The following is a 20,011-nucleotide window of genomic DNA, read 5'->3' as shown; positions in this document are numbered from 1 at the left end:
ACCTGTGGCGAGGGAGCTTGCTCCCGCTGGGTTGCGCAGCGACCCCAAGCAATCTCAATGCGGTCTGCCTGACACGCCGAGGCGTCAGGGTGTGGGACTGCTGCGCAGTCCAGCGGGAGCAAGCTCCCTCGCCACGGGAATACGTTCAGCTCAGGGGCTGCTCTCAACCCCAGAAACCAGGCAGTGAGGTCAACACAATCAGCGCTGACGCTACTCAACCTGTGGCGAGGGGATTCATCCCCGCTGGGTTGCGCAGCAACCCCAAGCAATCTCAATGCGGTCTGCCTGACACACCGAGGCGTCAGGGTTTGGGACTCCTGCGCCGTCCAGCGGGAGCAAGCTCCCTCGCCACGGGAAATATGTTCGGCTCAGGGGCTGTTCTCAACCCCAGAAACCAGGCAGTGAGGTCAACACAATCAGCGCTGACGCTACTCAACCCGTGGCGAGGGAGCTTGCTCCCGCTGGGTTGCGCAGCGACCCCCATTCTCCAAATGCGATCTGCCGGACACACCGAGGCGCCAGGGTTTGGGACTGCTGCGCAGTCCAGCGGGGATGAATCCCCTCGCCACAAGGAGTGTTCTTCAAGAGTATTCTTTCTTCACTCGGCGACTCCCCTTGACGCCCCCCACCGCTGTCGTAGACTCCGACCATCCGTCAGGGAGTAACGGTCATGCGACGTTTATGCAGTTGGGTTGTGGGATTGACCTTTATAACGTGCGGGGTGCAGGCGCAGACGCCGGCATCCGACGATCCGTTGCTGGAGAGCAACGTTTCGGCCAGTGCGTCGGGCAACGAGGCGCGAGGAGTGCTTCGGGCGCGGGATCAGGCGGTGCTGGCCAGTGAGCTGGCCGGGCGGATTGTCGAGTTGCCGTTCAGCGAGGGCGAGTCGTTCAAGAAGGGCGACACCCTGGCGCGTTTCGATTGCTCGGCCTATCAGGCCCAGCTCAATGCGGCCCAAGCGGCGAGTCGGGGCGCCAGTGAGGAACTGGCCCACAATCGGCAGCTCGCGGCGCTGAAATCCGTCGGGCGTTTCGAGGTGTCGCGGGCCGAGGCCCGGCTCAGCGAGGCCCAGGCGCAATCTCAGGTTTACCAAGTGCAGGTCAAGCGCTGCAGCGTCATCGCGCCGTTCGACGGGCAGGTGGTGGCGCGCAAGGTCCAGCGTTATGAGAGCGTCGCGGCTGGCGCGCCGTTGCTGGACGTCGTGGACAATCGCACGCTGGAAATCCATTTGTTGGTTCCCTCGCGCTGGATGGGCAAGCTCAAGCCCGGCCAGTCGTTCAGCTTCGTTCCCGATGAAACCGGCAAGCCGTTGCAAGCGACGGTCAAGCGCCTGGGCGCACGCATCGACGAGGGCAGCCAGACGCTGCTGCTGGTGGCGAGCGTGCCGGATGCCAGCGGTCTGTTGTCTGGCATGAGCGGCACGGCGCGTTTCTCGGAGTCGAAGTGAACGCGCCAGTGACGGGCAGCACCGAGCAGGTGTTCGCCCGCTTCCTCGATCTGGAGCGCCAGACACGGGCCGCGCGTACACCGGAGCAATTGAGCTACAGCCTGGTCAACGACGGCCAGGCGCTGTTCGGTTTTCGTCATGCCGCGTTGTTGATCGCCGGTAAAGTGCAGGCCGTGACCGGCGTCAGCGCAGTCGAGCCGAACGCGCCGTTCGTGGCGTTTGTCGAGCAGGCCATCGCGCAGTTGTTCAAGAAGGGATCGCTGGACAAGGCGCGGGTCATTGCCCCTGACGAGGTGAGTGAATCGGTCCAGGCGGATTGGCGAAGCCTGTCGGCCGGGCAAGTGTTCTGGTTGCCCTTGATCGATCATCAGGGCCAGGTATTTGGTGGCGTGTGGTTCGCCCGCGACCTGCCATGGACTCCGCCGGAGCAAGTGTTGCTGTCGCAACTCGGCGACACCTACAGCCATGCGTGGCTGGCGCTGCAACCGCGCAAGCCGTGGCGCCTGCGTTGGACGCGCAAGCGCCAGGTCGCGCTAGTAGCGGTGTTGCTGCTGGGGTTGTTGATTCCGGTGCGCCAATCCGTGTTGGCCCCGGCCGAAGTGGTGCCGCTGGGCGGGCAGGTGGTGGCGGCACCATTGGATGGCGTGATTGCCGAATTCCTGGTCAAGCCTAACCAGGCCGTGAAGAACGGCGATCTGTTGCTGCGTTTCGAAAGCACCACCCTCAAGGCCCAGGCCGATGTGGCCGAGCGGGCATTGGGTGTGGCGGAGGCGGAACTCAAGGCAAACTCCCAGCGCTCGTTTGCCGATGCTGAATCCAGCTCGAAAATCGACCTGCTGGCGGCTCGCGTCGAGCAAAAACGTGCCGAGCGCAACTACGCCATCGAGTTGCTCAAGCGCAGCGAAGTCCGCGCCGAACGTGACGGCATCGCGGTATTCGCCGATGCCGAGCGCTGGCTCGGAAAACCGGTGCAGACCGGCGAGCGGCTGATGGAAATTGCCGATCCGAACCAGGCCGAGTTGCGCATCGAGTTGGCGGTGGGCGACGCGATTGCCTTGGAGCCAGGCGCGCAAGTGGCGTTGTTTCTCGACAGCGATCCGTTGCAGCGACACCTGGCCCGGCTTGAGCGTTCGGCCTACGAAGCGCAACCCACCGCCGCCGGGCAGTTGGCCTATCGGTTGGACGCACGTTTCGATGCCACGGCACCGCGCATCGGCCTGCGGGGCACGGCGAAAATCTTCGGCGATCGCGCGCCGTTGGCGTTGTATCTGTTGCGCCGGCCACTCGCGGGTCTGCGCCAGAGCGTAGGCCTGTAGCGTGAACCTGCCGAGCTTGCGGTCGGATCTGCAATTGTCCCCGGCCGCCCCCGACCCGGATGGTTCGCCGCAATGGACCTTGGCCGATCCGGTACGCGGACGTTATTTCAAGCTGGGCGCGGCGGCGATGCGCATGTTGCGGCACTGGTCCCTGGGCGATCCGGAGCAGGTACTGCGAGCGGCGAATTGCGAACCGGGCCTGCCGCTCAATGGCGAATCACTGGAGCAATTGCTGGGCTTTTTGCGCGGCCATGACCTGATCAGCGCGATGGACCCGCAGCAACGCGACAGCTATCAATACAAGACGGCTTCCCAGCGCCAGAGCCTGTGGCAAGTCCTGCTGCATCAATACCTGTTTTTCCGCATACCGCTGTGGCGTCCGGATGCGTTCCTCAATCGTGCCTGGCCATTTCTGTCGCGGTTCGGCCCCGGCATCCTGCGCTATGGAATACCGCTGACCCTGGGCCTGGGCATTTTCCTGGTGTCCAGGGACTGGCAGCGGTTCCTGGCGACGTTTCCGCACCTGTTCAGCCTCGGCGGTGCGCTGGCGTTCGGGGTGGCCTTGTTCTTTGCCAAGCTGTGCCACGAATTCGGCCATGCGTTCATGGCCAAGCGCGCCGGCTGCCGCGTGCAAAGCATGGGCGTGGCGTTCATGGTGCTGCTGCCGATGTTCTATACCGACGTCAGCGACGCCTGGCGGGTCAATGACCGCCGAGCCCGATTGCTGATTGGTGCGGGCGGCGTGCTGGCGGAGTTGCTCTTGGCCTGCATCGCATTGCTGGCCTGGTCACTGTTGCCCGACGGCCCGGCGCGCACGGCAGCGTTCATGTTGGCCAGCGCCACGTGGATCACCACGCTGATCATCAACCTGAACCCCTTCATGCGCTTCGACGGCTACTTCCTGCTCAGCGATTTGTGGGCTGTGGACAATCTCCAGGGCCGTGCGTTTGCCCTGTGTCGCTGGCGCTTGCGCGAAGCCTTGTTCGGTTATGGCGCTGCCGCCCCGGAACCCTGGTCACCGAAAATGCGCCGGCGCTTGCTGGTGTGGGGCTATGGTTCCTGGCTGTGGCGTGCGGCGTTGTTCTTCGGTATTGCCCTGGCGGTCTATCACCTGTTCTTCAAGGTGCTGGGCATCTTCTTGATGTTGGTGGAATTGGTCTGGTTCATCTTTATGCCCATCGTGAATGAAGGACGGCAATGGTGGAGCCGCCGCGAGCAGGCCCATGGCCCGCGCGTGTTGCTGACCTGTCTGGTGCTGCTGGTCGTGCTATTGGGCCTGCTGCTGCCGTGGCGCAGCGCCGTGGAAGTGCCGGCGATGCTTGAGGCCGGTCGCGCCAGTGCCTTGCATGCGCCAGTGGCGGCGCGGGTCAAGCAGGTGAATGTTCATGACGGCCAGGTCGTGGCCCAGGGCGACGTATTGATCGAGTTGGAATCGCCGGACATGGCGTCGCGCCTGGCGATCGTCCGTCGGGAAATCGAAATCCAGCAATTGCAGATGCGCCGTCAGGCCGGCCGCAGTGAGACCGCGGCTGATGCCGGCATCGTCGAGCAGCAACTGGCCGAAGCCGTGGCCGACTATCGAGGGCTGGTTGCCCAGCGTGAACGCCTTCTGTTGCGTGCGCCCCACGCCGGACAGGTACGCGATCTGCTGGCGGACCTGACGGTGGGGCGCTGGTTGTCGCCCACGCAGTCGCTGGCGCGGGTGGTGCAAGCAGACTCCCGCTTACGTGGCTACCTCACCGAAGCCGAACTCTGGCGAGTTGCGCCCGGTGCCACCGGACGGTTTATCGCGGACGATCCGATGCACGCCTCGATTGCCGTCCAACTGAACGAAATCGACACCAACGGCGTGGCCTGGGTCGAGCAACAGGCGTTGACCTCCGATCACCACGGGCCGATTGCCGTGCGCCGCGATTCGCAGCAACGGGCCGAGCCGGTGCAGGCGCAATACGGCGTGCGGCTGAGTGCGGTGGACGACACATCCGCCCCGGTGCAGCCGTTGCGTGGCGTGGCGGTGCTGCAGGGCAAGGGCGAGTCGATATTGGGTGCGGCCTGGCGTCGGTTGGCGGCGTTGGGCGTCAGGGAAAGCGGGTTCTGAGGAGCGAACATGGAAGCAGTGGCGGCAGAAGGATTGGTGGTACGTCCATCGCGGGTCAGCGATGGTCCGTTCCTGCAGGGCCTGTACCAGGCGGCGCGGCCGGACTTGCAATGGATCGACGGTGATCCCGAGCAGGTGCAGCAAGTCATCGCCCAGCAATTCCAGGTACAAGAGCAGGGCCTGGGGGATAACTTCCCCAACGCCTTGCATTACGTCGTGGAAAAACTCGGCACCGCCATCGGCGCCTTGAGTACCGATTTCGGCCCTAACGAAATCCGTGTCCTCTACCTGGCTTTCGTCCCCCAGGCCCGTGGACAAGGCTACGGTCGGGCAGTGTTGCAAGGGGTGCAGAAAGCCGCACAACAGATCCGCTGCCCGGTAGCGACCGTGGTCTGGGCCAGTAATCCCCACGCCCGCCGACATTACCTGGCGCTGGGCTTCGAAGTGCAAGAACGCAACCCCGCAGCGGAACGGTTGGTCTGGTATCCGAAAGGCAACTGACCCGATCTTACAGACGCTAAAGACCCCTGTGGGAGCGAGCCTGCTCGCGAAGGCTGTGTGCCCGTAACTTCCGCGCCGCCACCCTCGCTTTCCGAGTAAACCCTACGATGGAGTCCTCAAAGAGCGTAGGAATAATCGGTTTTTTGCCTAGGACGTTTCCTATTCGTTCTAAATCCATACCCCTCGGGATTGCGGCTTGCCCGTGATGCAACGTCTTATTCAGGGCTCTGAAATTTTTTCGGCTTGGCAGAGGCGAAGCGAACAATTATCCCTGAGTAGGAGCCTGAAAATGCATGCATCCCTGCAACTCGCCTATACCAACGAAGCATCCGCTGAATATCTCCGTCGCCTGGACGACTCACCTTTCACTGATCAGCAACTTGCCGGTTTCGACGAGCACGCTCTGGCGAGCGTTAACCAACAACAGGCTTACGCCCAGGCTCATCCACCGATCGCCATTTACCGAGTCGCCACCGAAGGCAGCCAGACCCGCGACGGTGGGGTAATCCAGCAAGGTACGGCACCGCTGGAGTTGCCGTTGGCGGATGGCCGCCCGGTCTGCGCAGCGCGCAAAGGCGATCAGGTTGTGTACGCCGATGGGAGCATCGCACGGATCGTCACTGGCGCGGGCGAGGGCAACAGCCATGTTGCGCTGGTAGGTAGCGTTCTGAGCAATGGCGATGAAATCATCAATACGCCACAAGGCGCGTTGTTGCTCATTGCCCGTGAAGGCGTGCCGATGGCGGATGACTTCTTGCCCGCGATTGAACAGGTGCAGGGCGCCGACCTACGATCGGATGAGATGAAGGATGCCATCCGATGAACCGGGGTTATTACATTGGAATCGGTGACGAAACCACCTGTGGTGGGAAGGTGCTGGATGGGGACGCACACAACCGAATGAATGGTATCGCTCGTGCCCGTGAGGGTGATCCGGTTTCTTGTGGCAAGGACGGGAAGACTTATCAGATTGTGGGTGGCATTTCGGGCATGACCAGCAATGGCCGGCGTAACGCCGGCACGCTGGACAGCGTCAGCAGTTGCCCTTGTAACGCTCAGTTGATTCCATCGCTACTCTCGGCCACTTACAGAAAAGCCGGCGCTGCACCGCAAGCCAGCCGAGCCGCTGAACAGGCTTCTCCGCCCGCGAACACCGTTCCCGCTACGTCGCGCCACTCGGGCTTCGTCCCTTCGAACAACACAGCATTCGAGGCATCCACCCGCCTCGAACCCCAGGAACCAGGTTTCCATGTCGTGCCTAAAAGTATGACCCGCGAAGCGCTGGAAGCCACGTTGTTCCCCGCTCCCGACCCGCAGGTGATGCGCAAATTCCGAGCGCTGAACCCCCACCGCGATGTAGTCAAAGCGGGTTCGATGATCGTGCTGAGCGACCCGAACAACCTGCAATGTACCCGCGAAGAAGCTCAGGTGATGGCTGCAGCGGAAACGGTGAATGCCGCGCTCGAAGACCTGACCGCCGAACAGGCCGACTTCATGCACCGCCACGCCGCCGAGATCGCCAGTTTCACCGGCCAGACCTCGACTTGGCTGGGTGTCAGCGCCGTGGTGATGGAAAAACACCTGACCAGCCTGCGCGACACCCTGCAAGCCATGGAGCGCTTGCATCAGGACAGCTACCGCCAGCACGGCCATCTCAAATCAGCGCAATTCTTCGCTGAGCGCAAACTCCTGCTCGCCCAGTTGGACGCTCACTTGCTGAATTCCACCCGCCTGCGCGGCCATACGACGCTGGGCGATCATCCCAAGTTGAAAACCGCCCTAGGCATTTCGAATCGTAGTCTGGTGCACCACTGGAGCAAGGCAGGCGCGCCCGGGCAGATACCGGGTTATGCCTCGCATGTGGAAAGCACCAGTCGTGCTGCGAAATATATGCAGATGGGTGGGTATGTCGGGATTGGGATTGGTGGGGTTTCTTCGGTGTTGGCGGTTCAGGCTGTGTGCGATGCGGGAGGTGAGGAGGCTTGTGAGAGGGTCCGTTTTACTGAAGGAGGTAAATTCGGCCTGTCGGCGGCTGGTGGTTGGGCAGGTGGAGAGATAGGCAAGTTAGCAAGCGGTCCAATTTGTTTGGCGCTTGGCGTTTCAACGGGAATCGGAGGTGTTGTCTGTGTCGCAGCCTTGATAGGTACTGGCGCCTGGGTGGGGACAACTTACGGTGGTGAAATTGGCGAATACATGGGGGGGAAAATCTACGAGGTTACACAGCCATGAGCAGTATCGACGCGTGGCCTCCCTGGGCGGCGATCATAGCTACTGGAGGCTGGGGACTGCTTGGGATTGTGAGTATTGCATACAGTTTCTACCTGAAATGTCGTTATCTGGACGCCATGATGAATGCCTTAAAAAACAGCCGATACATTTATCTTTGGGGCCCCGCATGGCGGGGTCGAGGCTGGTTTGGAGGTTGCGTATTGATCATTTCAATTGCCGGAATGGTGGTGTGGCCAAGGGCATATATCCGAATGGGTGACGTGAGCCCTGCCGATATCGAAAATTTCCCGCCTTACTTGAAACGTCTTTTGATGATCAAGGTGACGATGACGATCATCTCATTTACCGGAATGATAGTTGCAGCCCTCCTAGTCAAGTTCAGATAACTCAATGAAAGTACAGAAGGCCGTGCTACACATTTGCTGTTCGGTGGGCCCGTGGCGAGGGAGCTTGCTCCCGCTCGGCTGCGAAGCAGTCGCGAAACCAGACAAAACGGCCCGTCTGAAGAAAGGCAGAGGCCCGCTTCGCAGGCCAGCGGGAGCAAGCTCCCTCGCCACGGGGACCGGGTGCGATGGGAGATCGCTATCGCGAGCAAGCGCTCCCACAGTTCTATTGAATCCCATCAATTAAACGCAATATAAAAATACCCCACCGCCGGATCCCGTCCCATCGGCGGTACCCGTGATACGAACACGCCTTCGAGCCTACCCAATTCCGGTACTTCCAGCGCGCAGAGTCCATCGACGAAGTCGGTGTTTTCCAGGCTGTTGAATTCGACGCTGAACGGCATGCGTTCGCTGCTGGGCATTTTTGCCCGGGGCGCTTCTTCCAGGGTTTCGATCCGCACGGGCAGGCAACTGCCGTCGGGCAGGGTCAGGTGGCTGGTCTGGCCGAGAAGGGGTTGGAAATGGCGACTGTGGACTTGTTGCAGCATGTCGATGCTCCCAAAAGCCGGAAGGCCGAGGCCCTCCGGCGGGTGGTCAGTTGCGGGATGGGAAATAGCCTTGCAGCGCGATGCTGAAGTTGATTGCCAGGTACGGGTTCATGATTGCCATCGGCGTGCTGCCGCCAGTAGGGGCGACCGTGCCACTGACCACCGTGGTCACGCCTTGCAATGGCACCGGCGAAGCACCCACTTGATCGGAATAAATCGCCGCCGAACCAGGGCCGGTACCCGAGGTGCCGATGAATGAGTTGGTGGCTGTCGGGGTGTTCACCGGGTTGCTGGCTGGGTTCGCCAATTGCAGGGTGGTGGCGGCGGTAATACCGGTGAGTGCATGGGTATGGTTGGGCAGGTTGTTCAGCGTTGCGCTGACGTTTTCCGTACCGGAGATCTCGCCGATCACCCGCGGAGTCAGGCCCAGCCCGTTGCCTTGGCCCAAAGGCAGGCGCCCCTGCAGATTGGGCAGCATGAAGGTGGTCTGGCCGTTACCGCCGTACGTTACGCCGATCAGCGCGAACAAGGTCTGGTACTGAGAAAGGGCGAGCGTCTGCCCATTGCACAGGGCCCAGTCCCTGGGTGCAAAGTTAAAGGCGAATGATTGGATAGTGCCGATGAATACTTCCATAGATTCCTCGTCCCTCAGGTTATTGGTCTTGCGATGCCTGGCACGTGAAGGACAAGAGTGCGATCAGCCCGACTCCTTCGTTCCCTGGCCTGGTCACGCACGGCTGAGCGTAGACGGGGATGTCTGATTTTGCCGGGCGGGTCGAATGAAAAAACAGGCTCGGCTGGCTTAATCGATTCACGTCTCGGGCGCCCCGATACCGTCCATCTTTTTTACAGGTTTTGATGTGTTTGATATCAAAACACCACTAGGCGAAGTTTTTTTCCTCGGCTACGCTTCGGCTACAAAGGACTACAAACAAGGTGAATGGATTGCCGCAGTTTCACTTTATTTCCGGTTTGCCGCGCTCAGGCTCGACCCTGCTTTCTGCCATTCTGTTGCAGAACCCGCGCTTTCACGCCGGCATGACCAGTCCCGTCGGTACGCTGTTCAGCAGCGTCTTGCAGCAATGCAGTGCCGGCAGCGAGTTCGGTTCGGTGATCGACACCGACCTGCGTCGCCGCCTGCTGCGCGGCCTCTTCGATTCCTACTACGCCGACAAATCCGATAAGCCGGTCATCTTCGACACCAACCGCCAATGGTGCGCGCGCCTGCCAGCCCTGCAGGACCTGTTCCCCCAAGCCAAGACCATCGCCTGCGTGCGCAACGTCGCCTGGGTCCTCGACAGCCTGGAGCGGCTCTACCGCGCCAACCCGTTCGAAAACACCAAGTTGTTCAACGACGATGACGAGCGCAACACCGTCTACAGCCGTTGCGAAACCCTGGCCCAGCGCAATCGCCTGGTGGGGTTCGCCTGGACTGCGCTGAAAGAAGCCTATTACGGCGAGAACGCCGAATCGTTGTTGATCGTCGACTACGACTTGTTGAGCCAGGCGCCTGAACGCGTCATGCGGCTGGTCTACGAATTCATTGGCGAGCCGTGGTTCGAGCACGACTTCAATCACTTGACCTACGACGCCCCGGCCTTCGATCAGGCCTTGGGTGTTGCCGGCCTGCACAAGGTCAAGCCCAAGGTTGCACCGCAAGCCCGACGGACGCTGCTGCCGCCGGATCTGTTCGATAAATTTGCCGAATTGTCGTTCTGGCGCGATGGCACCGCCAGCGCCGCCAATGTCATTCGCATGAAAGCCGACGCCGCGATCAGTTGATCGCGGTTTTTATCAGTTGCGTTCAAGAAAGTTCGAGTCCGGGTGATCGTCATGTGGTGGAGCAAAGGCAAATCGCGGGTAACCGAGGGCGCACAAGCCCTGGCATCGCCAATGATCATGTCGCTGGAGCCGCGAATGCTCTTCGACGGCGCGGTGGCCGCGACCGTGGCCGATGCCGCGCAGCCGGACGCACACCCGACCGCTGACGCGGCGAAGACGCCCACGGCGGACCAGCCTTCCGACACCCATGCGCCGCAAGGCCAGACCGATGCTACCGAGGCGGCCGTGCCGGGCAAGTCCGTGGTGTTCGTCGACTCCCGCGTGAAGGACTCCGCCCGGTTGCTGCAAGGCGTAGCGCCGGGTACCGAGGTGGTGCAACTGGATGGCACCAAGGACGGCTTGCAGCAGATCGCCGATTACCTGGACACCCACCAGGGCGTCAGTTCGGTACAGATCATCGCCCACGGTAACGCCGGTGATTTATGGCTGGGCAACAGCTACCTGTCCGCGGACAACGTCCAGGCCCGCAGCGAAGTGCTGGCGCAGATCGGCAAGGATATGAACGCTGGCGGCGATATCCTTATTTACGGCTGCTACACCGCCGAAGGCGACCGCGGCATGAGCCTGGTCAACTCGCTGGCGCAGCTCACCGGCCGGGACGTGGCTGCTTCCGACGACCGCACTGGCCTGGGCGGCGACTGGAATCTGGAAATCGCCACCGGCAGCATCGAAAGCGCCAATGTGCTGTCGAGCAAGGCCATGAGCGAATATCAATGGGGCCTGGCCACCTGGACCGCCACCAACAACCTCAATACTGGCGTCGGTTCCCTGCGCGCCGCCTTGGCGTCTGCGCAGAACGGCGACATCGTCACGTTCAACAACACCATGACCGTCGGGCTGACGTCGGTGCTGGTGGTCAACAAGAACATCACCATCGACGGCGACCTCAACAACGACAACGTGGCCGACGTGACCCTGGATGGGCAATTCCGCACCCAGATCATCAACGTGACATCCGGCACGACCGCAACCCTCGATGGGCTGGTGATCACCCGGGGTATGACGGCGGGTAACGGAGGCAATGGCGGCGACGATGCGTTGGTGTCCAAGGGCGGGGGTATCTATAACGCCGGCACCCTGACCCTGCGCAACGTTACGGTCACCGCCAACGCCGCTTCGGGCGGTGGTGGTGGCGGTGGCGTGACGCCGCAATACGCCGGTGGCGGCGGTGGTGGCGGCGGTGCGGTCGGTAGCGGTATCGGCGGCAAGGGCGGCGACACGCTCAACTCCACGGGTTCCAACGGCACGGCCGGGCAGGGCGGCGCGGGTGGCGGCTTCTTCAACATTGGCGGGCGTGGCGGTTCGACCACGGGTGGCGCTGGCGGCGCCGCCTATCCGGGCTACAGCACCGGTTCGGCCGGCGGTACGGCCAGCAGCGGCGGATTATCCATCGGCGGTGGCGGCGGTGGTGACGGGTACGACAACTTCGGCGGTGACGGTGGCGGTGCGGTCGGAGGTATCTACAACGATACCGGCGCGACCCTGCGGATTATTGGCAACTCGGTCATTTCCAATAACGTCGGCGCGGGTGGTGGCGGTGGCGGCGGCGGGGCTGGCGGTGGCTATCTCCAGGCGGGCGGTGCCGGTGGCGTCGGTGTCGGCGCCATTTGGAACAAAGGTTCGATCCTGATCACCGCCGCGAACTTCGCTGCCCTGGCCGGCAACGTCGGCGGCAGTGGCGTGGGGGGGACGAGTGCGGGCACCGCAGGCGTTTCGCCGGCCTCAGTGGCCAACGTCTACGGCGACGGCGGCACCATCAATACCAACTATGTGCCGGACGAGACGCCGCCCACCGCGACCGTCGTGGTGGCCAATACCAACCTGAACTCCGGTGGCACGTCGACGGTGACCATCACCTTCTCCGAAGCGGTGACCGGCCTCACCGCGGCGGACCTGACGGTACAGAACGGCACCGTCGGCACCTTGACCACCAGCAACGGCGGCATAACCTGGACCGGTACGTTGACCGCGGCCAGCAACATCGCCGACACCACCAACATCATTACCCTTAACAATACCGGCGTTGCCGACCTGGCCGGCAATGCTGGCGTAGGCACTACCGACTCGAATAACTACATCGTCAACGACACCGTGGCGCCCACGGCGTCCATCGTGGTGAGCGACACGGCCCTCAGGATTGGCGAGACCTCGACAGTCACCATCACCTTCTCCGAGGCCGTCAGCGGTTTCACGACCTCCGACCTGACCGTCGCCAACGGCTCGATCAGCGGCCTGAGCACCAGCGACGGCGGCATCACCTGGACGGCCACGTTGACGCCGGATGCAGCGGTCACCGACACCTCCAATCTCATTGTGCTGAATAACACCGGCGTGGCGGACCTCAATGGCAACGCCGGCGTGGGCACGACCAATTCCAACAACTATGCCGTCGACACGCAACGTCCGACCGCCACAATCGTAGTCGCCGACACCGCGTTGAGCGTGGGCGAAACCTCGGTGGTCACCATCACTTTCAGCGAGGCCGTGAGTGGTTTCACCGCGGCGGACCTGACCGTTGCCAATGGCAGCGTGACCGGGCTGAGCACCAGCGACGGCGGTATCACCTGGACTGCGACGCTGACTCCGAGCGCCAGCACCAGCGACACCACCAACCTGATCACACTGGACAACAGCGGCGTTGCCGACCTGGCCGGCAACGTCGGCAGCGGCACCACCGACTCGAACAACTACGCCGTCGACACGCAGCGTCCGACGGCATCCATCGTGGTCGCCGATACGGCCCTGAGCGTCGGTGAAACGTCCCTAGTCACGATTACTTTCAGCGAGGCCGTCACGGGCTTCACCCTGGCCGACCTGACCGTCGCCAACGGCAGCTTGAGCGGGCTGAGCAGCAGCGACGGCGGCATTACCTGGACCGCAACGCTGACCCCGAGCGCCAGCATCAGCGACGCCACCAACCTGATTATCCTGGCCAATACCGGCGTGGCGGACGCGGCGGGCAATGCCGGCTCCGGTACCACCAGCTCCAACAATTACGCCGTCGATACCCAACGTCCCACCGCCAGCATCGTCGTCAGCGATACCTCGCTGAGCGTCGGCGAAACCTCCCTGGTGACCATCACCTTCAACGAAGCGGTAACAGGCTTTACCACCGCTGACCTGACGGTCGCCAACGGTACGGTCACCGGCCTGAGCAGCGGCGACGGCGGCATCACCTGGACCGGGACGCTGACGCCAAGCGCCAGCGTCAGCGACACCAGCAACCTCATCACCCTGGATAATACCGGCGTGACGGACGCGGCGGGCAACAGTGGCAGCGGCACCACCGATTCCAACAACTACGCCATCGATACCGCGCGTCCGACTGCAACCATTGTGGTTGCTGACTCGGCTGTCGGCGCTGGCGAAACGTCAGTGGTGACGATTACCTTCAGCGAGGCGGTGACCGGTTTCACCCTGGCGGACCTGAGTGTCACCAACGGCAGCCTGAGCGGCCTGAGCACCAGCGACAACATCACCTACACGGCGACATTCACGCCGTCGGCGGGCGTCACCGACGCCACTAACCTGATCACCCTCAACAATTCCGGCGTGGTGGATGGCGCGGGCAACACCGGCAGTGGCACCACCGACTCCAATAACTATGCCGTCGACACCCAGCGTCCAACGGCCACCATCGTGATCGCCGACACCGCCCTGAGCGTGGGCGAAACCTCCCTGGTTACCATCACCTTCTCCGAAGCGGTCAGCGGTTTTGACAATTCGGACCTGAGCGTGGCCAATGGCACGTTGAGCGCGGTCAGCAGCAGCGATGGCGGCATTACCTGGACCGCTACCTTCACCCCGGCCCTCGGGGTCAGCGATACGTCCAACGTCATTACTCTGAACAACACCGGCATCGCTGATGCGGGGGGCAATACCGGTACCGGGACCACCAATTCCAACAATTACCAGGTCGACACCAACGTACCGACGGCAACCATCGTGGTCGCCGACAGCACCTTGGGCATTGGCGAAACGACGATCGTGACCGTGACGTTCAACTCGGCGGTCAGTGGCTTCGACAATTCGGACCTGACCGTCAGCAACGGTACCTTGGGCACCATGAGCAGTACCGACGGCGGCGTCACCTGGACCGCCACCTTCACGCCGAGCACCAGCATTTCCGATACCAGCAACGTGATCACCCTGGACAATACCGGCCTGATCAACGGCGCGGGCAACGCCGGTGTCGGCACCACCGACTCCAATAATTATGTGGTGGATACGGTGCGTCCGACCGCGACCATTGTCGTGGCCGATACCGCCATCGCGGCCGGCGAAACTTCCTTGGTAACCATCACGTTCAGCGAGGCCATAACGGCGTTCACTGCCGCCGACCTGACCGTCGCCAACGGGACGATCTCCGGGCTGAGCAGCAGCGACGGCGGTATCACCTGGACCGCGACTTTAACGCCCACCAACGGGATCAACGACAGCAGCAATGTGATTTCGCTCAACAGCGGCGGCATTATCGACCTGGCGGGCAACGCCAACGTCGGCACGACCGATTCCAATAACTACGCCCTCGATACCCAGCGTCCGACCGCCACCATCGTGCTCAGTGATTCATCGCTGAGGCCGGGGGAAACGGCGCAAGTGACCATTACGTTCAGCGAGGCGGTGAGCGGTTTCAGCAACGATGACTTGAGCGTTGCCAACGGCACGCTGAGCGCCGTGAACAGCAGTGATGGCGGCCTGACCTGGACCGCCACGTTTACGCCTACCCTGGGCGTGAGCGACGCCACCAACCTGATCATTCTCGACAATACCGGGGTGAGCGATGCGGCGGGCAACACCGGAACCGGCACTACCGATTCGGCCAACTACGCCGTTGAGACTCGCGTGCCGACCGCCACTGTCGTCGTCGCCGATACCGCGCTGAGCGTGGGTGAAACGTCGCAAGTAACGATCACCTTCTCCGAAGCGGTCAGCGGTTTCGACAACAGCGACCTGACCGTCAGCAACGGGACGCTGAGCAATGTGTCGTCCACTGACGGCGGCGTCACCTGGACGGCAACGTTCACGCCGGCGAGCAATATCACCGACACCAGCAACCTGATCAGCCTGGACACCAGTGGCGTCACGAACGTTTCGGGCAACAGCGGTGTCGGCGTGGTCGCCTCCAACAACTATGCAATCGATACCGTGCGCCCGGGTGCGACCATCGTGGTGGCCGATACCTCGCTGGGCATCGGCCAGACCACCACCGTGACCATCAGCTTCACCGAGGCGGTGTCCGGTTTCGACCTGTCGGACCTCAGTGTCGCCAATGGCGTGCTGTCCAATCTCGCCAGCAGCGACGGCGGCCTGACCTGGACGGCGACCCTGACGCCAACGGTGGGTGTCAACGACGCCACCAACCTGATCCTGCTCGACGCCAGCAACGTGCAGGACAGCGCCGGCAACGCCGGCGTGGGCATCGCCATCTCCGCCAACTATGCCCTCGATGCGACCCGGCCGACCGCGACCATCGTGGTCGCCAACCCGAACCTGGGGGTGGGCCAGACGACCCAGGTGACCTTCACCTTCAGCGAGGCGGTGACGGACTTCGACCTGTCGGACCTGAGCGTCACCAACGGCGACCTGAGCAACCTGAGCAGCAGCGACGGCGGCAAGACCTGGACGGCAACGTTCACGCCCACGGTGAACCTCACCGACCCAAGCAATTTCATCGCCTTGGACACCAGCAACGTCAGCGACCTGTCGGGCAACGCCGGATCAAGCGTGGCGGTGTCCAACAACTACGCGATCGACACCGTGGCGCCCAACGATGTGACGCCACCGCCGGACTTCCTGACATCGGACCCCGTGACGGTCATCCCGCCGTCCGAGGTGCCGTTGCAGCCGATCGTCTTCACTCCGCCGACCGGCAATCTGGGCTCGCCGCTGGGCTTCCCGCCGCTGTTCGAGCAGCGCGATGTTGGCGGTCTCGATCCTATTGGCAGCATCTTCATCAACCGTGGCGAGCTGGCGCCCAGCTATATCGCCCAAGTGTTCAGCAGCGACGCCGCCGGGGACGGTTCGGGCCAGGGGTTCCTGGGCTTTGGTGGTGGCGATGGCGGGGTGTTCGGCAGCAGCACGATTTCCAGCCTGTTCAACCAGGACGCCAGTTCCGAAGGCGAATCGCTGGATGCCTTCGACAATCAGTCGATCAAAGGGGGCGATGCGTCCCAAGGCATGCGCGGGGTATTCGGCGCACCGACCTTGGGCCAGCAATTGCAACAACTCAAAGACACAGAGCAACGTCAGGTGGACAGCCTGGCAATGGCTCTGAAACAGGCCGGCATCCGCCAAGTGCAGGCCTGAACAACTCCCATAAGAAAATACGGCAGCCAGGGGCAATCCAGGGATGAATAGAAGTCAGAAGTTATTCGGTATGAGTCTGCTGGCGTTGGTGGTCAGCGGTTGTGCGGTCACCAGCGAGCCGATCGATCGCAGCGTCAGCGAGCAACGCGCCCGCACCGACCTGCAGAATATGTACAAGGACCAGGAGCCCCTCAGTGGGCCATTGACCTTGCACCAGGCCATGGCCCGCGCGGTGAAGTACAACCTTGAAGGCCGCTTGAAAATCATGGAAGAGGCCTTGGCCAAGCGCCAACTCGACCTGGCCAGTTTCGACATGCTGCCGCGCATGGCCCTGGACGCGGGCTATGTGGGCCGCAACAACGTCAACGCTTCCAGCAGCCAGAGCGTGGAAACCGGCACCCAGTCCCTGGAGCCGTCCACCTCTCAGGATCGTGACCGTGAGGTGGCGGACCTGACCATGGTCTGGAACGTCCTCGATTTCGGCGTCAGCTACATCAGCGCCAAGCAGGCCGGTGACCAGCGGCTGATCGTGCAGGAGCGCCGGCGCAAGGTGATCAACACGATCGTCCAGGACGTGCGTTCGGCCTATTGGCGAGCCATGGCCGCCGAACGCTTGCTCAAGCAGATCGACAGCCTGATGGCCCGGGTCGAGACGGCGCGCGGCAACAGCCAGAGCATGAGCGAGCAGCGCATCGGTGACCCGGTACAAGCCCTGGGTTACCAGCGCTCGCTGATCCAGGCCACCCGTCAGTTGGAAGAACAGCGCCGGGCCTTGTCCCTGGCCAAGACCGAACTGGCGACCCTGATCAATCTGCCGCTGGGCACCGAGCTGACCCTGGCGACCCAGGATGAATATGCCATCCCGGAACTCAAGGTCGACCTGGCTCGCCTCGAACAGGAAGCCTTGGCCAGCCGGCCGGAACTGCGCGAGCAGGATTACCAGACCCGCATCACCGCCGCCGAAACCCGCAAGGCCATGTTGCGCCTGCTGCCAGGCCTGGAGTTCTCGGCCGGCGGGCATTACGACAGCAACTCGTTCCTGGTCGAACAGGGCTGGGCCGACTATGGCGTGAAGGTCACCTGGAACCTGTTCAACGTGATCTCCGCCCCCGCAGCCATCGATGTGGCCAAGGCCGGCGAAGAAGTCGCGGCGGCCCGACGCCAGGCCATGTCGATTGCGGTGCTGGCGCAGCTGTACGTCGCCAACGCGAACTACCGTGAAGCGCTGCGCCAGTTCAAGACCAGCCAGCAGCTGTCGGACATCGATGGACAGATCGTCGGTCAATTGCGCAGCCGTCACCAGGCCGCAGGCATCGGGGAATTGGATTTGATCCAAGGCGAGTTGAACACCTTGCAGGCCGATCTGCGCCGGGACTTGGCCTACGCCGACCTGCGCAACGCCTATGGGCAGATCTTTGCCAGCGCCGGTCTCGATCCGCTGCCAAACGAAGTGCAATCGACCGAGGTACAGTCGATCGCCACTGCCCTGGCTAATCGCGAAGCGGCCTGGGCCCAAGGGGATATTGCGGTGGCAACGCCGCCGGTGGCGCAATAACGGAGTGTTGGGATGACGCTTCCGGCGTTTTCCCGGCTGCCCGTCACGGTAAACCTGCCGCTGCTGTTGCAGGCGTTGGCCGCCGTCGAAGAGGATCGTTGGCGAGGCCACTTCAACACCGCCTATCACAGCGGTGATTGGAGTGGCGTCGCGTTGATTTCGGCGGCCGATGCCTTGACCGAACTGTCGCCCGGACGCGGTAGGCCTTTGCCCCGTGCGCCCTGGCTGGAAGACGAGCGCTGGCGGCAGGCGTTGCGCGGTTGGCCGCTGGATATCGTCTCGGCCCGCCTGTTGCGACTGGGACCTGGCGGACGCATCCATGAACATCGCGACTACGACCTGGGCGGGCCGGATGCCGACTTGCGCCTGCACGTTCCGCTGCTAAGCGCGCCTGACGTGGATTTCTGGCTGGACGGGCAGATCATTCCGATGAAAGCGGGAGAGTGCTGGTTCCTTGATCTGGCGCGTCCGCATCGTGTCGCTAATCGAAGTGACCAGTCGCGTGTTCACTTGGTGCTCGACTGCCGTCCCGGGCCGTGGTTGGAAAGGCAAATTGCCGACGGGCTGACCTCCACGCCCATCGCCGGCGTCACGCAAAGTGACTTGGCCTGCTTTCAGCGGCGCGTGGAGGCTGATCCGCACCTTGCCCGAACGTTGCAAAGCCTGCAGGACCTGGACGTGTTCATTGAATCGGCCCTGACGCTGGGGGCGGAGCAGGGGTTTCATTTCACCCGGGAAGAACTGCGCGCCGCCATGCGCACCGGTCGCCGGCAATGGAGCGACCAGTGGAAGAGCTGAACCTGGAGGGCTGGCTACCGATCCGCCTATGGCAAGAGGCGGGGCAGTGGCGGGTCGATTGGTGTTGGTTCGGTGACCAACGATTGTCACAGCCATTCTTCAGCGATGCCGTGGAGCAAGCCCTGCGCTTGCCGTTCAATCAAGCGTTCCGCCGCCAGACGCCGCTGGATGCTCTCGGTCAGTGGCAACGTCAGAGCCCGGGACTCAAGCCCGGTGCGTTCATTTTCCATGCCTCCCGATGCGGCTCGACATTGATCAGCCAGATGCTCGCCCAATTGGACGACCACATCGTTATCTCCGAGCCGCCGCCCCTGGACGCACTGCTGCGCAGTGACCTGCCGACCGCCGAACGGTGCGTGGCGCTCAAGGGCTTGATGTCCGCCTACGGGCAACGTCGCCGAGGCGTGGAACAGCGGTTGGTCATCAAGCTCGACGCCTGGAACATCGGCGAGCTGGCGTTGCTGCGCGAGTGTTTTCCCGACACGCCTTGGCTGTTCCTTTATCGCGACCCCGTGGAAATCGCGGTTTCCCATATGCGCCGTCCCGGCATGCACATGGCGCCAGGGATGATCGGGGCAAGCGTGCTGGACGACGGGGCGCCGTTTGATGGCCAGGAAGACTATGTCGCTCGACGGTTGGGAAGGCTGTTGCAGGTAGGACTGGAGCACTGCCGGGCGCTTGCCGGAACGGCGGTCAACTACGCCGAATTGCCCGAGGCGATGGCAGGCAGGCTGGCTGGTTTTTTCCGACTGGACATCGAACAACGCGGGCAAGCCTCCTCGGCGGCGGGGCTGCATGCCAAGCAGCCGACGCAGGCGTTTGCGGGCGATAGCGAGGACAAGCGCCGGGAGGCGTCGCCGCTGTTGCGCGATCGGGTAGAACGTTGGGCACAAGCGCCTTACGAATCGCTGGAGTTGCTGAGAATGGTCGAAGCCAAGACAAAGGGCTCGGTGTCCTCGCCAAAGGACTAGACTTCGAGGAC

The 20,011-nt window shown here is 62.6% G+C and carries 14 protein-coding genes; 12 read left to right on the top strand and 2 right to left on the bottom strand.

The window, feature by feature from the left end:
* Positions 1 to 670 precede the first annotated feature (670 nt).
* From FHK92_RS23940 to FHK92_RS23910, 7 genes are all read left to right on the top strand, one after another.
* Positions 671 to 1,447, top strand: coding sequence for an efflux RND transporter periplasmic adaptor subunit (locus FHK92_RS23940; protein WP_181290299.1), 777 nt, complete (start codon positions 671 to 673; stop codon positions 1,445 to 1,447).
* Entirely contained in the window at positions 1,444 to 2,763 is a 1,320-nt protein-coding gene (locus tag FHK92_RS23935; RefSeq protein WP_181290298.1) for an efflux RND transporter periplasmic adaptor subunit, read from the top strand. Before FHK92_RS23940 ends, FHK92_RS23935 begins: the two co-directional genes overlap by 4 nt.
* Position 2,764: 1 nt before the next feature.
* Positions 2,765 to 4,861 carry a biotin/lipoyl-binding protein gene (locus FHK92_RS23930; RefSeq protein ID WP_181290297.1) on the top strand — a complete coding sequence of 699 codons (2,097 nt, stop codon included), beginning with the start codon at positions 2,765 to 2,767 and terminating at the stop codon, positions 4,859 to 4,861.
* Positions 4,862 to 4,870: 9 nt separating this feature from the next.
* Positions 4,871 to 5,362: a GNAT family N-acetyltransferase gene (locus FHK92_RS23925; protein WP_181290296.1), complete on the top strand. Its 492-nt coding sequence runs from the start codon at positions 4,871 to 4,873 to the stop codon at positions 5,360 to 5,362.
* Positions 5,363 to 5,651: 289 nt separating this feature from the next.
* A complete protein-coding gene (locus FHK92_RS23920) occupies positions 5,652 to 6,185 on the top strand; it encodes a PAAR domain-containing protein (protein WP_181290295.1) in 534 nt (177 codons plus the stop codon).
* The gene (locus FHK92_RS23915; RefSeq protein WP_181290294.1) at positions 6,182 to 7,591 is read left to right on the top strand and encodes a PAAR domain-containing protein; all 1,410 of its coding nucleotides are present in this window, start codon (positions 6,182 to 6,184) and stop codon (positions 7,589 to 7,591) included. Before FHK92_RS23920 ends, FHK92_RS23915 begins: the two co-directional genes overlap by 4 nt.
* Positions 7,588 to 7,977: a hypothetical protein gene (locus tag FHK92_RS23910; protein ID WP_181290293.1), complete on the top strand. Its 390-nt coding sequence runs from the start codon at positions 7,588 to 7,590 to the stop codon at positions 7,975 to 7,977. Before FHK92_RS23915 ends, FHK92_RS23910 begins: the two co-directional genes overlap by 4 nt.
* 236 nt (positions 7,978 to 8,213) lie before the next feature.
* On the opposite strand, the gene FHK92_RS23905 is transcribed toward FHK92_RS23910, so the two are convergent.
* Together FHK92_RS23905 and FHK92_RS23900 are read right to left on the bottom strand one after the other, a co-directional pair.
* A complete protein-coding gene (locus FHK92_RS23905) occupies positions 8,214 to 8,525 on the bottom strand; it encodes a DUF6916 family protein (RefSeq protein WP_181290292.1) in 312 nt (103 codons plus the stop codon).
* Between the two features lie 46 nt (positions 8,526 to 8,571).
* On the bottom strand, positions 8,572 to 9,159 hold the full coding sequence (locus tag FHK92_RS23900; RefSeq protein WP_030137988.1) for a phage tail protein: 588 nt from the start codon (positions 9,157 to 9,159) through the stop codon (positions 8,572 to 8,574).
* Between the two features lie 302 nt (positions 9,160 to 9,461).
* On the opposite strand from FHK92_RS23900, the gene FHK92_RS23895 reads away from it, so the two are divergent.
* Genes FHK92_RS23895 through FHK92_RS23875 form a run of 5 tightly spaced genes read left to right on the top strand, consistent with a single transcriptional unit; the run spans position 9,462 to position 20,000 of the window.
* The gene (locus tag FHK92_RS23895; RefSeq protein WP_181290291.1) at positions 9,462 to 10,307 is read left to right on the top strand and encodes a sulfotransferase family protein; all 846 of its coding nucleotides are present in this window, start codon (positions 9,462 to 9,464) and stop codon (positions 10,305 to 10,307) included.
* A gap of 51 nt (positions 10,308 to 10,358) precedes the next feature.
* Positions 10,359 to 16,676, top strand: a complete 6,318-nt coding sequence (locus FHK92_RS23890; protein WP_181290290.1) for an Ig-like domain-containing protein — start codon at positions 10,359 to 10,361, stop codon at positions 16,674 to 16,676.
* Positions 16,677 to 16,719: 43 nt separating this feature from the next.
* Entirely contained in the window at positions 16,720 to 18,231 is a 1,512-nt protein-coding gene (locus tag FHK92_RS23885) for a TolC family protein (RefSeq protein WP_181290289.1), read from the top strand.
* 12 nt (positions 18,232 to 18,243) lie between these two features.
* Positions 18,244 to 19,029: an aspartyl/asparaginyl beta-hydroxylase domain-containing protein gene (locus tag FHK92_RS23880; RefSeq protein WP_181290288.1), complete on the top strand. Its 786-nt coding sequence runs from the start codon at positions 18,244 to 18,246 to the stop codon at positions 19,027 to 19,029.
* Positions 19,017 to 20,000, top strand: coding sequence for a sulfotransferase family protein (locus FHK92_RS23875; protein ID WP_181290287.1), 984 nt, complete (start codon positions 19,017 to 19,019; stop codon positions 19,998 to 20,000). Before FHK92_RS23880 ends, FHK92_RS23875 begins: the two co-directional genes overlap by 13 nt.
* Positions 20,001 to 20,011: the final 11 nt, after the last annotated feature.

The organism is Pseudomonas brassicacearum subsp. neoaurantiaca, from assembly GCF_013608025.1.
In the GTDB taxonomy this organism is placed as follows: Bacteria; Pseudomonadota; Gammaproteobacteria; order Pseudomonadales; family Pseudomonadaceae; genus Aquipseudomonas.
The sequence above is the reverse complement of the archived record's forward strand: the minus strand, read 5'-3'. Positions and strand labels throughout refer to the sequence as shown.

Bases quoted from the DNA above. Each gene is read 5' to 3' on its own strand.
- FHK92_RS23940 (WP_181290299.1), top strand. From the start codon at position 671: ATGCGACGTTTATGCAGTTGGGTTGTGGGATTGACCTTTATAACGTGC.
- FHK92_RS23925 (WP_181290296.1), top strand. From the start codon at position 4,871: ATGGAAGCAGTGGCGGCAGAAGGATTGGTGGTACGTCCATCGCGGGTC.
- FHK92_RS23920 (WP_181290295.1), top strand. From the start codon at position 5,652: ATGCATGCATCCCTGCAACTCGCCTATACCAACGAAGCATCCGCTGAA.
- FHK92_RS23915 (WP_181290294.1), top strand. From the start codon at position 6,182: ATGAACCGGGGTTATTACATTGGAATCGGTGACGAAACCACCTGTGGT.
- FHK92_RS23910 (WP_181290293.1), top strand. From the start codon at position 7,588: ATGAGCAGTATCGACGCGTGGCCTCCCTGGGCGGCGATCATAGCTACT.
- FHK92_RS23905 (WP_181290292.1), bottom strand. From the start codon at position 8,525: ATGCTGCAACAAGTCCACAGTCGCCATTTCCAACCCCTTCTCGGCCAG.
- FHK92_RS23900 (WP_030137988.1), bottom strand. From the start codon at position 9,159: ATGGAAGTATTCATCGGCACTATCCAATCATTCGCCTTTAACTTTGCA.
- FHK92_RS23890 (WP_181290290.1), top strand. From the start codon at position 10,359: ATGTGGTGGAGCAAAGGCAAATCGCGGGTAACCGAGGGCGCACAAGCC.
- FHK92_RS23885 (WP_181290289.1), top strand. From the start codon at position 16,720: ATGAATAGAAGTCAGAAGTTATTCGGTATGAGTCTGCTGGCGTTGGTG.
- FHK92_RS23880 (WP_181290288.1), top strand. From the start codon at position 18,244: ATGACGCTTCCGGCGTTTTCCCGGCTGCCCGTCACGGTAAACCTGCCG.